Genomic DNA, 14,603 nt, shown 5'->3' on the forward strand with positions numbered 1-14,603 from the left:
GAGGCCGGGGGTGGCCCGGCCTCGGCAGGGAGGGCATGCTGCGGTTCTACCGGGGGCTCGGACCGCTGCTCACCGGGGCGAAGGTGCGTGACGCGATGTGCTCCGGGCGGCGGCCCGGGGCGGCGAACGGCTCGGTGAGGGTGTTTTCGACGCTGTTGTAGACGATGAACACATTGGCGCGCTCGTACGGGGTGATGTTGCTGTTCGAGCCGTGCATGCAGTTCGCGTCGAAGAAGGTCGCCGAGCCGGCCGGGCCGGTGATCTGGGCGATGCCGTGCCGGTCGGCGAGGCGCCGTACGGCCGCCGGGCCCGGCGTGCCGATCTCCTGGCGGCGCAGGGACTGCCGGTGGTGGTCCGGCGGGGTGCTGCCGGGGCACGCGACGAAGAAGCGGTGCGATCCGGGCATGATCATCAGCGGGCCGTTGGTCGGCAGGTTCTCCGTAAGGGCGATCGAGACGCTCAGCGCGCGCATGCGGGGCATGCCGTCCTCGCTGTGCCACGTCTCGAAGTCGGAGTGCCAGTAGAAGCCGTTTCCGCCGTAGCCGGGCTTGTAGTTGACGCGGCTCTGGTGGATGTAGACCTCGGAGCCGAGGATCTGCCGTGCGCGGGCCACCAGGCGGGCGTCTCCGGCGAGTCGGGCGAGGGCGGGACTGATCTCGTGGACCGCGAAGATCGAGCGGATCTCGTCGGAATCCGGTTCGCGGACGGCGCGTTCGTCGTCGCGGAGCGAGGGTTCGGTGCGGAGCCGGTGCAGTTCGTCGAGGTACGCGGAAACCTCGTCGGCCGCGAGGAGCTGTTCGGCGGTGTGGAAGCCGCGCTGCCCGTACCGGTCCAGTTCGGCGGGGCTCAGCGGTCCCGGCGGTCCTCCGGGCCAGACGACGGGGTCCTGGCGGGGGCTCTCGGTGAGCGCGGACGCCTTGTCGCGGGTGGGGTAGGCATCGACGTGGGGCGTCGCGGTGGTGTCGGTGCCCATCAGACGGCCTCCTCGGTGAGAAGCGGGTAGACCCCGTTCTCGTCGTGGACCTCGCGGCCGGTGACGGGCGGGTTGAACACGCACACGAACCGCATGTCGGTCGTCGGGCGCATGGTGTGGTGCTCGTGGCCGTCGAGCAGGTAGAGGCTGCCCGCGGCGATCTTGTGCTTCTCGCCGGTCTCGTCGTTGGTGAGTTCGCCGTGGCCCTCGACGCAGTACACGGCTTCGATGTGGTTGGCGTACCACATCGACGTCTCGGTTCCGGCGTACATCACGGTCTCGTGCAGCGAGAAGCCGACGCCTTCGCGCGCGAGGACCATGCGGCGGCTGCGCCAGGTCGCCGCGTGGACGTCGCGGTCGGTTCCGTCGAGGTCGTCGATGGAAAGGACGATCATGATTGTTCGGTTCTTCCTTGTTCGTGGACTCAGGCGTTGTTCGTGGCCCGAGGCCGAGGCCTGGGACGCGGGGCCTGAATCGGGGACGCGGCGGTCACAGGGCGGACACGGTCGTGTGAACCGCGTCGGAGAGGATCTCCAGGCCTTCTTCGAGCTCGGCGGGCGTCGCGGTGAGCGGCGGCATGAGTTTGACGACCTCGCCGCGCGGGCCGGAGGTCTCCACGAGCAGGCCGCGCCGGAACGATTCCTCGCTGATGCGGTCGGCCAGTTCCGGGTGCTCGTCAAATGACAGTCCGCGGATCAGGCCGGTCCCGCGCTGGTGGGCGCCGAGGTGGCCGTACTTGTCGGCCAGTTGTCCGAGCGCGACTCCGATCTGTTCGCCGCCCGCGAGGGTGCTCTTCTCCAGCGTGTCGTCGGTCCAGTAGTCGAGCGAGGCGGTCGCGGTGACGAAGGCGGGGTTGTGGCCGCGGAAAGTGCCGTTGTGCTCGCCGGGCGACCAGATGTCGAGGTCGCGGCGGAAGAGCGTCAGCGCCATCGGCAGGCCGTAGCCGCTGATCGATTTCGAGAGACACACGATGTCGGGGGTGATGCCTGCGGTCTCGAAACTGAAGAACGGCCCGGTGCGCCCGCAGCCCATCTGCACGTCGTCGACGATCAGCAGGATGTCGTGGCGCTTGCACACCTCGGCCAGCTCGCGCAGCCACTCGGGGCGTGCGACGTTGACGCCGCCTTCGCCCTGCACGGTCTCCACGATCACGGCGGCGGGTTTGTTGAGGCCGCTGCCGCTGTCCTCCAGCAGGCTTTCGAACCACAGGAAGTCCGGGGTGCTGCCGCCGAGGTAGTTGTCGTACGGCATCGGGGTCGCGTGCACGAGCGGGATGCCCGCGCCGGCGCGCTTCATCGAGTTGCCGGTCACCGCGAGCGCGCCGAGGGTCATGCCGTGGAAGGCGTTGGTGAACCCGACGACGGATTCGCGGCCGGTCACCTTGCGGGCGAGCTTGAGCGCGGATTCCACCGTGTTGGCGCCCGTCGGCCCCGGGAACTGGACCTTGTAGTCGAGTCCGCGCGGACGCAGGATCACTTCCTCGAAGCGCTCCAGGAACGCCTGTTTCGCGCCCGTGGACATGTCGAGGGAATGGACGACGCCGTCGCGTTGGAGATATTCCAGCAGCGCGGTTTTGAGGCGCGGGTTGTTGTGCCCGTAGTTGAGCGCCCCGGCGCCGGCGAAGAAGTCGAGCCAGGAGCGTCCCTGTACGTCGCGGAGGCGGCTGCCCCGGGCGTGGTCGAACACGGTCGGCCAGCCGCGGCAGTAGCTGCGGACTTCGGATTCGAGGGTGGTGAATACGGAGGGAAGTTCCGTGACAGTCAAGAGTTCTCCAGGGTCGGAGGATGGGTGGGGCATGGATCGCCCCTGCCGGACGAGCCGGAACCGTCCCGGGGCGAGGTGGCCCGGCAAAACGAAATGCCCTGATGATTCGGACAATTCGCATGAAACGCATCTAACGGACTTGGCAGGCCGCGCTGTACGTCAGGTCCCCGCCGGGGAGACCGGGCCGATGCGGAACAGGACCTCGGGCTCGTGCGTGCCGCCCGGGAAGTGCTCGGCGGTGAACAGGTCCGTACGCCCGACAGGCACTCCGAGGTCGCGGCCGAAGCCGCTGAACAAGGCGATGGAAGCCGCGTTGTCCGGGGTGACCGTCGCCTCGACGAACACCTGGCCGAACGGCGCGCGGCGTTCGAGAAGCTCACCGAGCATGCGGGCGGCGACGCGCCGCCCCCGCACCCGGGGATCCACGGCCACCTGCCAGACCATGAGCGTGTCGGGGACGTCCGGGCGCACGTAGCCGGTGACGAAGCCGCACATGCGGCCGTCCAGGCGCGCCACCACCGAAGTCGCGGCGAAGTCCCGACACCACAGCAGGTACTGATATGCCGAGTTCAGGTCAAGCGACCCGACGTCGCGTGCCAGACGCCACAGGTCGGATCCGTCGTCCACACAGGGGGGTTCCAAAAGCAACGTGTCGGCCAAAGTGTTCTCGGACATGCCACGTCAACTTACCGAGAGCCTTCAAGTGGCCTGGAAAGCAAGGGGGTTCCGCATATGGAACGAGCCGCTTATGGTGTGCGCGCATGCGCACGCGTAACCCGGAGTTCGCCCGACAAACATCACACTTGAGTCACAACCCGAAAGCAGGCCGCCGGGCGGGCAATCGTCCGGAGTCGACCGAATATCACGGCTGTTCATCCGGCCGAGATTCGCTCCAGCGGAAACATTTTTTGTAATCCGCCGCTGACAACGCTTTGGGTACAGCCTTGTGAACATCGGGAAACCCGCCTGAAAGCCACCTGCGACCACTCTCGGTGCTACGGATTGTGACGATGGCCACTTAAAGCCATTCGGGTGACGCGCCGATGTTTCATGGGAACATGCGTGCGAGATCCCGGGGGAAGAGCGGCTGCCGGCCATCCGACGCACCGATGGAGTCAGGCCTCGGCCTTCTGCTTGCCGCGGCCGAAAACCAACATCCGCAGGGCGACGAAGCGACCGACACCGGCTGCGGCCGAGGCGGTCAGGTACGTCGCCTGTTCAGCGAAATTGCCCGGATCGTCGGCAACGGCGTCAAGCAGCAGCATGGCCGACGTGGTGAACAGGTAGCTGGCGATGGCCGTACCGCTCGACTGCATGTGCACGCGCCAGCCGGCCCGGCCGCGACGGAACGTGACGCGGCTGTGCAGTTCGTTGGTCACGAGTGTGGCGACCACGGTCACCACCGCGTTGGCGAGCGCGACGGGCACCGTGTCTGACATATGGGCCACCGCGGCCCCCGCGGCAACCCCGGTGCCGCCACCGCAGGCGATGAAGCGGACGAACGACGAGACGCGGCCGATCGGCGCGGGTCCCGGCGCCCCGGCTTCCGGAGCGGTCTCGCGGATCTCCACGACCGGCTCGGCCGCCGGCGTGTCGAGTGGCGCGGCGGATACGGCACGCCGGCCGAGCGGGGTGCGCGGGCGCTTGGGGCCGCTGCGGTCGAGGCGCCGGCTGCGTGCGCCGCGGCGGGAACCGGGGACGTCGGCCGACGTGGCACGGCGTCCCGGCGGGCGCCGCGTCGCGGTCGCGGCGGGGGAACCACCGGACGCAAGGCCGGGGCCGGAGCCCCGTGCGAGCAGGGCGGGCACCTGGCCGGGGAGCTGAACCGGCACGCGGACGGGCGTACAGGCGGGCACGTGCGCGGGCGGGGAGACGAAAGGCGCGACGGGCGACGGATCCGGCGGGCGGGCCGATCGTCTGGCCGACGCGAGAACCAGCTTGGCGACCGCTTGGCCGAGCACCTGCGGAACCGGCGGCGCGCACGAGCCCGGCGCCTGTGGCCGTATTGACGTCGTCCCCGACACGCGTCCCCGCTTTCCCCGGCTCGGCATCCGACCGGATGCGAACGGCCGTGCGTCGCGGGGCGGGTGCGGGCGCACCTCCCGTCGGGCCAGGCCACGAAGTAACCCTACAGATTTATAGATACGGATTCCGCACCGGGCAACAGGGTTTCGTGGCGAAGCCCGGCCATCTGCGGCCGGGCCCAGGCGTTTTCGGAGCCGAGCGGTACGCTCCGACAGCGACGACCGTCCCGTTCGACCCCATACGACCGGTCAGGGAGGCACCATGACGGACCCTCGGCAACCCCGGCCCCCGGGCACGCGTGCCGACCGCGTGCGTGCGGCAAGGCGCGGTCCCGGGGAGCTGGAGGCCGAGGTGCTGAACCTCCTGTGGTCGCAGCGCGAGGCACGCACCGCGACGTGGGCGCAGCAGCAGCTCGGCGACGACCTGGCCTACAGCACAGTGGTGACGATCATGTCGCGGCTGTACGAGAAGGGGCTCCTGACCCGCATTCGGCAGGGCCGCTCGTACGCCTACCGCCCGGTCTCGGACGAAGCCGGGCTGGCCGCGCGGCGGATGCGGCAGGTGTTGGACCGCGAACACGACCGGGCGGCGGTGCTGGCGAGCTTCGTCTCGGACCTGTCCGACGAGGACGAGCGAACGCTGCGTGCGCTGCTCGGCCGGCAGGCGCCCGGCGCCCCCGAGGGCTGAGAGGGCGAAACGGTGCGCTTGGCGGTCTATCTGCCCCTGGTCCTGCCGCTGACGGCCCTTCCGGTCGCCCGGCTCGCCACCGATCATCTGCATCCCCGGACGGCGACCCGGCTGCTGACCGGTGTGGCGGCGGTGCTCGCCGCGTGCAGCACGCTGTCTCTCGCGCTGCTGATGGTGGTGGGCACCGCGCAGGTCCCGGGCAACCCGCTTCCGGACGGCTGGGCGGATCCCGAGGTGCGGGACGAGGTGCCGCACGTGCGGGTGTTCGGCACGGCCGCGATCGTGGGGCTGCTGGCGGTCCTGGCCGCGGTCGCGGTGGTGGTGTGCCGGGTGGTCCGGGTACGCCGCGGCGCGCGCAGGGCCGTCGCGGGTCTCCCCGCCCGGGGAGGCGTCGCGGTGCTGCCGGACGCGGAGCCGTACGCCTTCGCCCTGCCCGGTGCGCGCCCGTGCGTGGTGGTGTCGACCGGGATGCTGGCGTGCCTGGACTCTCGTGAGCGGCGTGCGCTCATCGCCCACGAGCGTGCACACCTCGCCGGCGCGCACCACCGCGTCCTGCTGACCGCGCGGCTTGCCGCGGCCGGCCAGCCGTTGCTGCGGCCGCTGTGCACGGCGATCGCGTACACCGTCGAGCGTTGGGCGGACGAGGAGGCGGCGTCAGCGATCGGCGACCGGCGTACCACCGCTCAGGCGGTCGGCAAGGCCGCGCTCGCCGCGCGGCGGCCGGGACCCGCCGGGTTGCCCGCCTTCGCGGCACCGTCGCCGGGGTCCGTCCCCCGGCGCGTGGCGGCGCTGCTCGGTCCGACGCCGGACACCGCGTGGCCGACCCCGCGCTCGCGCACGGGACTCGCCGCGATCGTCGCGGCGGCGGGCACGACCGTCTCGGTGGTGTCCGCGCTGAACGCGACGGCGGCGCTGTTCGTCATCCTGAAGGCCGCGACCGCGCTGTGAGGACCCGGTGCGCGCCCACGACAATCTACGACTCTGTAGATTGTTTCCGACGGTTCCGCAGGGGGCCGACGACGAGCTATTCCGGGAGACACACGCGATGGCCCTTTGGGACAAGTTCAGGCAGTCCGCGCAGAGCATGCAGACGCAACTGCTCGCGAAGAAGAACGAGCTGAAGAGCGGCGCCTTCCGCGACGCGAGCATGGCGATGTGCGCTCTGGTCGCGGCGGCGGACGGCACGGTCGACCAGAGCGAGACGGCCAAGGTCGCACAGCTCATCGCCGGCAATGAGGTGCTTCGGAACTTCGACAAGGACGACCTCCAGCGCCGCTTTTACGCCTACGCCAACCAGCTCCAGTCCGACTTCCAGCTCGGCAAGGTGCAGGTGGTGCAGGACATCGCCAAGGCCAAGAAGAAGCCGGACGAGGCCCGTGCGGTCATCCAGATCGGCATCGTCATCGGCGGCGCCGACGGCAACTTCGACCCGCAGGAACGCGCCGTCGTCCGCGAGGCCTGCTTCGCCCTCGGCATCAACCCGGCCGAGTTCGACCTCTGACCGCCTCGGGTCCCCGCGATCCGCGAACCGGCGGCCTTGGACTCCGTGCGGGCGGGTACGCAACGAGGCGTCGGCGAACGCCCGCCCGTCGGCCCGGCGTTCGCCGGGCCGACGGTCCTTTCACACCTGCGCGGAAAGATGTGGACAATTAGGCATGGATGATCCTGCGAGCAGACGCTCCGCCCGCCGCCGACGACGGGGGCCGGTCCGATGACCGAGGTGCTGCTGCTTGTCGTCGCGGTGCTGCTCATTCTGGCGTGCGCGGTGTTCGTCGCCGCCGAGTTCTCGCTCACGACCGTCGACCGCGGTGCCCTTGAACAGGCCGCGGAGGCGGGCGAGCGAGGTGCGGCCGGGGCACTTTCGGCGGTACGGCGGCTGACCGTCCAATTGTCCGGCGCCCAACTCGGCATCACGGTGACCTCGCTGGTCATCGGCATGCTCGCGCAGCCGTCGCTCGCCGCGCTGCTGGCCGGGCCGCTGGAGTCGGCCGGGCTCACCGCGGGCGCGGCGGACGGCGTCGCCTTGGTGCTCGGCGTGACGTTGTCGTCGGTCGCGCTCATGGTCTTCGGCGAGCTGGTCCCCAAGAACTGGGCCATCTCGCACCCGCTCGGCGTGGCCAAGGTCGTCGCCACGCCGCAGCGGGCGTTCACCCGGACGTTCGCGCTGCTGATCAACCACCTCAACAGCACCGCGAACCGGACGGTACGCCGCTTCGGCCTGGAACCCGTCGAGGAGCTCGCGTCCGCGCGCAGCCCGCGCGAGCTCGTGGCCCTGGCCCGGCACTCCGTCCGCGCCGGCACGCTGGAGCCGGACACCGCGGACCTGTTCGTCCGCGCGGTCAGCCTCGGCGACCTGACCGCGGAACAGATCATGACCCCGCGCGTCCGCGTCCACGGCCTTCGTGCCGAGGACCTCGTCGACGAAGTGCTCGCCGTCGCACGCGAGACCGGCCACTCCCGGTTCCCCGTCTACCGCGACAGCCTCGACGCGGTGGACGGCTTCGTCGACCTCAAGGCCGCGCTCGCCGTCCCCGAGGCGGACCGCCGCACCCGGACCGTCGCGCAGATCGCCGTCGAGCCGGTGCTCGTGCCCGAGACCCTGCCGGTCGACGACCTGCTCGACCGGTTGCGCGGCGAGCAGACGATGGCCGTCGTCATCGACGAGTACGGCGGCACCGCGGGCGTGGTGACCCTGGAGGACATCGTCGAGGAGGTCGTCGGCGAGGTACGCGACGAACACGACCCCGAAGAGGTCCCCGAGGTCGTCGCCGTCCGATCCGGCGACCCGGCGCTGCGCGAATGGGACATCGACGGCGGCTACCGCCTCGACCAGCTCGAAGAGCTCGGCCTGCACGCGCCGGAGGGACCGTACGAGACGGTCGCGGGACTCATCGCCGAACGGCTCTCCCGCATCCCCGAGGTCGGCGACGAGGTCGCGCTGGACCGCTGGACGCTCAGCGTCACCGAGGTCACCCATCACCGGGCCGCCCGGATCCGCGTCGTCGGCCCGCCGCCCGACGCGCCCGACGATGCCGACGGCGACGAGGAAGCCCGGGACGGAACCGACGAGGACGGCGCCCGATGACCGTCCTCCAGTTGCTCATCGGCGCCCTCACCCTGGTCACCAACGCCTTCTTCGTCGGCGCGGAATTCGCCCTGATCTCGGTGCGCCGCAGCCAGATCGAACCACTCGCCGCGGCCGGCAACCGCCGCGCCCGCCGGGTGGTGTGGGGCCTCGAACACGTCTCGGCGGTCCTGGCCGCGGCCCAGCTCGGCATCACCGTCTCGTCCCTGGTGCTCGGCGTGGTCGCCGAACCGGCGATCGCGCACCTGATGGAACCGGTCTTCCACGCCGCCCATCTGCCGGAGGGCGCGGTCCACCCGGTGTCGTTCGTGCTCGCCCTGGCACTGGCGACGTACCTGCACATGCTGTTCGGCGAGATGGTCCCGAAGAACGTCGCGCTGGCCGCGCCGGTGCGCACCGCACTGCTGCTGGGCCCCGGGCTGGTCGCGCTCACCCGGGCGCTGCGTCCGGTGATCTTCACGATCAACACGCTGGCCAACGGCATCCTCCGGCTGCTGAACGTCGAACCGAAGGACGAGGTCAACGCGGCCTTCACCGGAGACGAACTGGCCAGGATGGTCGACGAGTCGAGCAGCACCGGGCTGCTCGACGAGGGCGAGCGCGAACTGCTGCGCGACGCCCTCGCGCTCGGCGAACGACCCGTCTCCGAGGTCGTGCTGCGCCTCCAGGACATGGTCACAGCCCCCGAGAACGTGACGCCGCGGCTGCTGGAGCAACTGGCCGTCCAAAGCGGCTACTCCCGTTTCCCGGTGGTCGCCGACGGCGACGCGGTGCTCGGCTACCTCCACGTCAAGGACGCCCTCGACACCGACGACCCCGATGTCCCCTTCCCGCGCCGGGCACTGCGCCGGGTGGCGCCGGTCGCCGCGGAGACGCGACTGGACGACGTGCTGACCGCGATGCGGCACTCGGGCGCGCACCTGGCCGCCGTCACCGACGGGGCCGGGACGCTGCTGGGCGTGGTGACGATGGCGGACGTGCTGAAGGAGCTCGTGGGACGGCAGCACCGCGTCGGCTGAGCAGCCCGCGCCGGGGCCGGTCCCGGGGGCGGGGCGCACGCGATCCGCGCCCCGGCCCGGCCGGTGTCCGTTCCCGGGCATGTGCTCCGTCAGGTACGCGCGCGTAGTTCAATGGAGCGCATGTCCGATTCCGCGCCCCCGGCGACCGCCGCAGGTCCGTACGCTACCGAGCTTCACATCGACACCGTCGACACGTTCGACGAGACAGCCGAGACAGCCGAGACCGCCGAGATCGCCGAAGCCGCCGCAACCCCCGAACCCACCGCCGCTCCCGCATGGGAGAAGCGGTTCCGGGCGCCCCGGGTGAGCCTGCCCGACTGGGCCGAACACGCGCCCGACCGGTCGGTGTTCCTGTCGAACGCCTCGGGAACCTACGAGATCTACGCCTGGGACCGCATCACCGGCGAACAGCGCCAGGTCACCGACCGTGCGAACGGCACGACCATGGCCTCGATCGACCCGACGGGCACGTGGATCTGGTGGTTCGCGGACACCGACGGGGACGAGTTCGGGGTGTGGATGCGGCAGCCGTTCGAGGGCGGCGCCGACGAGGAGGCCGCGCCGGGGTTGGCGCCGTCGTACCCCGCGGGCCTCGCGATCGGCGCCGACGGCCTCGCGGTGATCGCGCGCTCGACCGATGAGGAAGGCTCCACGGTGCACGTGGTGCGTCCCGGCACCGAGCCCGCGACGATCTACCGGCACCGCGAGTCGGCCGGGGTCTCGGCGCTGTCCGAGGACGACACGTTGGTGATCATCGAGCACAGCGAGCACGGCGACACCATGCACCCGTCGCTGCGCGCGGTACGCCTCGACGGCTCGACGGTCGCCGAACTCCACGACGGCGAGCCGGGCCGGGCCCCCGAATCAGGCCTGTCGTGCACCGGCTTCGCGCCCGTCTTCGGCGACCCGCGCGTGCTGGTGTCGCACCAGCGCCGGGGCCGTTGGGAGCCGATGATCTGGAACCCGCTGACCGGCGAACAGCACGAGATCGATCTGGGCCTGCCCGGCGACGTCGGCGTCGACTGGTACCCGGACGCGAGCGCACTGCTGGTCGAGCACGACCACCACGCGCGCTCCGAGCTGTACCGGTACGACCTGGCCGACGGCACGCTGGTCCGGCTCGACACGCCGCCCGGCACGGTGCTCGGCGCGACCGCCCGGCCGGACGGCACGGTGGAATACCTGTGGTCGAGCGGCGAGCGGCCCAGCGAGCTGCGGTCGACCGGCGGCGGCACGGTGCTCGTGCCGCCCGGCGACCGCGCGCCGGGATCGGTGTCGGTCGAGGACGCATGGGTCGACGGGCCCGGCGGGCCGGTGCACGCGCTGGTGTCCCGGCCGACCGGCGGGTCCGGCCCGTACCCGACGGTCTTCGAGATCCACGGCGGCCCGACCGCACACGACGGCGACCACTTCGCGCCGGGCGTCGCGGTGTGGATCGACCACGGTTTCGCGGTGGTCCGCGTCAACTACCGGGGTTCGACCGGCTACGGCAAGGACTGGACGGACGCGCTGCGCGAGCGGGTCGGGCTCATCGAGCTGGAGGACATCGCCGCGGTGCGCGCGTGGGCGGTCGAGTCCGGCCTCGCCGACCCCAACCGCCTTGTGCTGTCCGGTGGTTCGTGGGGCGGCTATCTGACGCTCCTCGGTCTCGGCGTCCAGCCCGACGACTGGTCGCTCGGGCTCGCGGCGGTTCCGGTCGCCGACTACGTCGCGGCGTACGAGGACGAGATGGAGGCGCTCAAGGCGATGGACCGCACACTCGTCGGCGGCACGCCCGACGAGGTTCCCGAGCGGTACGCCGCGTCGTCGCCGATCACGTACGTCGACCGGGTGCGCGTGCCGGTCTTCATCAGCGCCGGGCTCAACGACCCGCGCTGCCCGATCCGGCAGATCGAGAACTACGTCGCGCGGCTCGCCGAACTCGGCGCGGCGCACGAGGTCTACCGGTACGAGGCCGGCCACGGTTCCGCGGTGGTCGAGGAGCGGATCCGCCAGGTGCGCAAGGAACTGGACTTCGTGGCCCGGCACTTGGGCCTGCCGAAGACCGCAGCCGGGGTCTGACGGACCGGGTCCGCGGCCGGGCTCCGGCCCGCCCGCGGACCGGTTGGTCAAGAGGCCGGTTCGAGGCCCAGCTCGCGCAGCGCCCGGGCCTGCTCGGCCTCGTCGCGCTCCTCGATCTCGCGGCGCACGACGCGCCACCACAGGAACACCGACGCCCCCGCGAAGACGAACCACTGCGCGGTGTAGCCGAGGTTCTGCCAGGCCCGCCCCGAAATGCCGCCGCTCTTCTGCGTCTTCGCCGGCGGCACCGGGACGAGGCCTGACGCGTCGGCCGGGTCCTGCGCGGTCAGCGCGACATAGCCGTCGTAGAGGCGGTACGGCAGCACGTTGACCAGTTCGGGCGTGTGGATGATCGAGACCTGGCCCGCCGGCAGCCCCGGGATCCGGTCGATGCCGGACCCGTGCTCGGTCTCGGACAGTTCGAGGCGCCCGGTCACCCGCACGTCTCCGGCGGGCACGGGCACTGCCGCCGGGTCCGGTGCTCCGGCGGTCCAGCCGCGCACCACGAGCACGCGCAGCTCCGGCTCCCCGGCGGGCTGAAGCGGCGTCAGGATGTACGAGCCGTCACGGCCGTCGAGCTCGCGGCCGGGGACGACGAGCTGCCGTGCCGCGTCGTACCGGCCCTCGACGAACACATTGCGGCCACGGTCCTTCGTCGCCACGGTGTGCCCGCCGTCCAACTCCTGCCCGAGCGCGACGGCCGGCTCCGCGGACACCGCGGTCTTCTCGGACTTCCCGCCGTCGTTGTGCTCGTTGTAGCGCTGGAACTGCCACAGGCCCAGAGCCGCGCAGACCGGGACGGCCACCAGCACGAGAACGTGGAAGGCCACCCAGCGCGGCTGGAGGAGGAAGCGGTGCTGCACCCCACCACGGTAACCGGGGCTCCCCGGTCACCCGACCCGCGGGTGCGTCCCGGCCGCGTAGACGTCGGTGCGGTAGACCACGCCGCCGCACGCCGCGCTCAGCCGCACCTCGGCGACGGTCACATCGCCGTCCGCGAGCGCGTAGCCGAGCGCCGGTTCGGGTGGCGGCGGACCGGGCGGGTTGTCGCCCGGCGTGCAACTTCCGTTGACGCCGGTCCCGGCGGTCGGCTGCCACGCGAACTGGAATTCGTACGAGGCTCCCGGACGCAGCGTCAGCGGCCCCACCGGTGCCGGCACCTCGGGCAGCCGGGACGCCGGATCGCCGGCCTCGTGAATCTTGACCGAGACCTGGATCGGCGGATTGCCGGGCGGCGAGGCGACCATGACGTGACCGGACCCCACGATCGTGCAGTCGTGCTGCGCGACATTGCGGACCTCGACGACCCCGTAGGTGACACCGTCGGCCCCCGGCGTCCCCAGCTCGTTGCCGCCGACCTGGACCAGGTCGGGGATCGTGCAGGCGGGCGCGGGCGGGTCGCTCGGCGACGCGGTCGGGCCGACCGTGCCGGTCGCGGTGGTGGGCGGGACGGTCGGCAGCGGCTGACCGGACGCCGTCGACTGGTCGGGCGGCAGCGTCAGCCCCGGGGACGCCGCCGCGGCGGGCGCCGACGCACTCGGCTCGGCCTTCGGAGTGTTCCGCGAGCCGCTGGTCGTGCCGCCGCCGGAGATCGTCGAACCGACCGGGTCCCGGCCGTCCGAGAAGGTCTGCGTGCCGCCGCTCTCGCCGCCGGTCGCCGCCGCCTCCGAGTCCTGGGCGGAGTCCGTCTTCGAGCCGCTTTGCTGCGTGGTCTCGTCGGTGATCACGACCGTGCGCACCATCGGCGTCGCGATGCCGAGCACCGCGACGGTCGCAACTGCGGTCAGCGCCGTCGCGCGGCGGCGCCGGCGGCGCGCCGGCACGGCCTCGCGCAGCCGGTCGAGCGCGTCGTGCGCGGGCCGGATCTCCGACACGGCGTCCGCAAGCCGTCTGCGCAGTTCGTCGGGCAGGCCGTCGTCCGGCATACCGTCGCCGGGCCGGCCGCCCATCCCCCGGTCATCGTTCATCGCGGTCACGACGTCTCCATCCGGGCCCGCAGCGCCTCAAGCCCTCGCGAACCGTACGCCTTCACCGACCCCACCGAGAGGCCAAGCAGGTCAGCCACCTGAACCTCCGTCAGATCCGCGTAGTAGCGGAGGACAATCACCTCGCGCTGCCGCCTCGGCAGTTCGCGCAACACCCGCACGAGGGCGTCTCGCTCCAGCACGTTGTGCGCGCCTTCCTCCGCGGCCGGCTCCTCCGCCTGCGGGCGCGGCAGCAGCCGCAGCGCCATCAACCTCCTGCGCAGTGTCGACCGCGAGAGATTCACGACAGTCTGCCGCAGGTACGCCAGCGTCTTCTCGGGATCGCGCAGCCGGTGACGGGCCACATGCACGCGGATGAACGCCTCCTGCACGACGTCCTCGCACGAGTGCGGGTCGTCCAGCAGCAGCGCGGCCAGCCGGAGCAGGGTGCCGTAGTGCTCGCGGTACGTCTCGGTGAGCCGGTCGACGGTCACCCCGGCGTCCGAATCCGCCGCGCGTGCCTCCGCAGGCCTGGGCGCCTCCGATACCCGCGGCGCCTCCTGTGGCCGGTCGGGGATGCGCACCGCGTCCCGGGGCTTCTCGACGGACATCCCGTCGGTCGGCACGTCAGCCCCCGCCCCGACGGTCGCCTCGGCTGTCGGGGCGACCGCCGCATACCGGATCAGGGACTCCACGTGCTGCCATCCCCCGGGCACCTCCGCGTCCGGCCCCCGACCGGCGAAGGCAACATCGACAGCCGGGCGCGCAGCGCGAACGCCCCGCTTGACCCGTGGTTCCACCCCCACCAACTCCGCCACGAACGTTAGACACCCAGTCGCCTCGGAAGGTTGTAGGGAAGTCGTGAACACTGCCCCCGACCGTCCTGGTCGCTCCGGCGCGTCGTCGGATTGTCGGCCTGGGGACACGGTACTGGTCGACGGGGCGTCAGGCAGGCGGTTCCGGTGAGCGGGGACGCTCGGCGGCTGTGGCCAACGCCACAACGGCCGTCGGCCGCGCCCCCCGTT

The 14,603-nt window shown here is 71.6% G+C and carries 14 protein-coding genes; 6 read left to right on the forward strand and 8 right to left on the reverse strand.

The features are described from left to right. Positions 1 to 46: 46 nt before the first annotated feature. The 5 genes from thpD to ACRX5W_RS11335 all read right to left on the reverse strand — a co-directional run bounded on the left by thpD (position 47) and on the right by ACRX5W_RS11335 (position 4,308). Complete coding sequence (thpD, locus tag ACRX5W_RS11315) at positions 47 to 973, reverse strand: ectoine hydroxylase (RefSeq protein WP_436787892.1); 927 nt, start codon at positions 971 to 973, stop codon at positions 47 to 49. Next, positions 973 to 1,368: an ectoine synthase gene (locus ACRX5W_RS11320; protein WP_436787893.1), complete on the reverse strand. Its 396-nt coding sequence runs from the start codon at positions 1,366 to 1,368 to the stop codon at positions 973 to 975. Before ACRX5W_RS11320 ends, thpD begins: the two co-directional genes overlap by 1 nt. 94 nt (positions 1,369 to 1,462) lie before the next feature. Then, positions 1,463 to 2,737, reverse strand: coding sequence for a diaminobutyrate--2-oxoglutarate transaminase (gene ectB, locus ACRX5W_RS11325; protein ID WP_436787894.1), 1,275 nt, complete (start codon positions 2,735 to 2,737; stop codon positions 1,463 to 1,465). Between the two features lie 159 nt (positions 2,738 to 2,896). Further along, a complete protein-coding gene (ectA, locus tag ACRX5W_RS11330) occupies positions 2,897 to 3,412 on the reverse strand; it encodes a diaminobutyrate acetyltransferase (protein WP_436787895.1) in 516 nt (171 codons plus the stop codon). Between the two features lie 440 nt (positions 3,413 to 3,852). Further along, positions 3,853 to 4,308, reverse strand: coding sequence for a hypothetical protein (locus ACRX5W_RS11335; RefSeq protein ID WP_436787896.1), 456 nt, complete (start codon positions 4,306 to 4,308; stop codon positions 3,853 to 3,855). A gap of 715 nt (positions 4,309 to 5,023) precedes the next feature. Here ACRX5W_RS11335 and ACRX5W_RS11340 point away from each other — a divergent pair. From ACRX5W_RS11340 to ACRX5W_RS11365, 6 genes are all read left to right on the forward strand, one after another. Further along, positions 5,024 to 5,449: a BlaI/MecI/CopY family transcriptional regulator gene (locus tag ACRX5W_RS11340; protein WP_436787897.1), complete on the forward strand. Its 426-nt coding sequence runs from the start codon at positions 5,024 to 5,026 to the stop codon at positions 5,447 to 5,449. Positions 5,450 to 5,461: 12 nt separating this feature from the next. After that, positions 5,462 to 6,397, forward strand: coding sequence for a M56 family metallopeptidase (locus tag ACRX5W_RS11345; RefSeq protein ID WP_436787898.1), 936 nt, complete (start codon positions 5,462 to 5,464; stop codon positions 6,395 to 6,397). Positions 6,398 to 6,494: 97 nt separating this feature from the next. Next, positions 6,495 to 6,950 carry a tellurite resistance TerB family protein gene (locus ACRX5W_RS11350; protein ID WP_436787899.1) on the forward strand — a complete coding sequence of 152 codons (456 nt, stop codon included), beginning with the start codon at positions 6,495 to 6,497 and terminating at the stop codon, positions 6,948 to 6,950. 210 nt (positions 6,951 to 7,160) lie between these two features. Continuing rightward, positions 7,161 to 8,534: a hemolysin family protein gene (locus tag ACRX5W_RS11355; RefSeq protein WP_436787900.1), complete on the forward strand. Its 1,374-nt coding sequence runs from the start codon at positions 7,161 to 7,163 to the stop codon at positions 8,532 to 8,534. After that, positions 8,531 to 9,553, forward strand: coding sequence for a hemolysin family protein (locus ACRX5W_RS11360; RefSeq protein WP_436787901.1), 1,023 nt, complete (start codon positions 8,531 to 8,533; stop codon positions 9,551 to 9,553). Before ACRX5W_RS11355 ends, ACRX5W_RS11360 begins: the two co-directional genes overlap by 4 nt. Positions 9,554 to 9,673: 120 nt before the next feature. Next, positions 9,674 to 11,614 carry a S9 family peptidase gene (locus ACRX5W_RS11365; RefSeq protein ID WP_436787902.1) on the forward strand — a complete coding sequence of 647 codons (1,941 nt, stop codon included), beginning with the start codon at positions 9,674 to 9,676 and terminating at the stop codon, positions 11,612 to 11,614. A 47-nt stretch (positions 11,615 to 11,661) separates the two neighbouring features. On the opposite strand, the gene ACRX5W_RS11370 is transcribed toward ACRX5W_RS11365, so the two are convergent. From ACRX5W_RS11370 to ACRX5W_RS11380, 3 genes are read right to left on the reverse strand one after another with little or no spacing between them, the layout of a single operon-like run. Beyond that, a complete protein-coding gene (locus ACRX5W_RS11370; protein WP_436787903.1) occupies positions 11,662 to 12,477 on the reverse strand; it encodes an SURF1 family protein in 816 nt (271 codons plus the stop codon). Positions 12,478 to 12,504: 27 nt separating this feature from the next. Continuing rightward, the gene (locus ACRX5W_RS11375) at positions 12,505 to 13,590 is read right to left on the reverse strand and encodes a hypothetical protein (protein ID WP_436787904.1); all 1,086 of its coding nucleotides are present in this window, start codon (positions 13,588 to 13,590) and stop codon (positions 12,505 to 12,507) included. After that, positions 13,587 to 14,264 carry a SigE family RNA polymerase sigma factor gene (locus tag ACRX5W_RS11380; protein ID WP_436788047.1) on the reverse strand — a complete coding sequence of 226 codons (678 nt, stop codon included), beginning with the start codon at positions 14,262 to 14,264 and terminating at the stop codon, positions 13,587 to 13,589. Before ACRX5W_RS11380 ends, ACRX5W_RS11375 begins: the two co-directional genes overlap by 4 nt. Positions 14,265 to 14,603 lie beyond the last annotated feature (339 nt).

Origin of the sequence: Yinghuangia sp. YIM S10712 (genome assembly GCF_051388935.1) — a bacterium.
GTDB lineage: Bacteria > Actinomycetota > Actinomycetes > Streptomycetales > Streptomycetaceae > Yinghuangia.

Bases quoted from the DNA above. Each gene is read 5' to 3' on its own strand.
- ACRX5W_RS11340 (WP_436787897.1), top strand. From the start codon at position 5,024: ATGACGGACCCTCGGCAACCCCGGCCCCCGGGCACGCGTGCCGACCGC.
- ACRX5W_RS11355 (WP_436787900.1), top strand. From the start codon at position 7,161: ATGACCGAGGTGCTGCTGCTTGTCGTCGCGGTGCTGCTCATTCTGGCG.
- thpD (WP_436787892.1), bottom strand. From the start codon at position 973: ATGGGCACCGACACCACCGCGACGCCCCACGTCGATGCCTACCCCACC.
- ACRX5W_RS11360 (WP_436787901.1), top strand. From the start codon at position 8,531: ATGACCGTCCTCCAGTTGCTCATCGGCGCCCTCACCCTGGTCACCAAC.
- ACRX5W_RS11365 (WP_436787902.1), top strand. From the start codon at position 9,674: ATGTCCGATTCCGCGCCCCCGGCGACCGCCGCAGGTCCGTACGCTACC.
- ACRX5W_RS11350 (WP_436787899.1), top strand. From the start codon at position 6,495: ATGGCCCTTTGGGACAAGTTCAGGCAGTCCGCGCAGAGCATGCAGACG.
- ACRX5W_RS11320 (WP_436787893.1), bottom strand. From the start codon at position 1,368: ATGATCGTCCTTTCCATCGACGACCTCGACGGAACCGACCGCGACGTC.
- ectA (WP_436787895.1), bottom strand. From the start codon at position 3,412: ATGTCCGAGAACACTTTGGCCGACACGTTGCTTTTGGAACCCCCCTGT.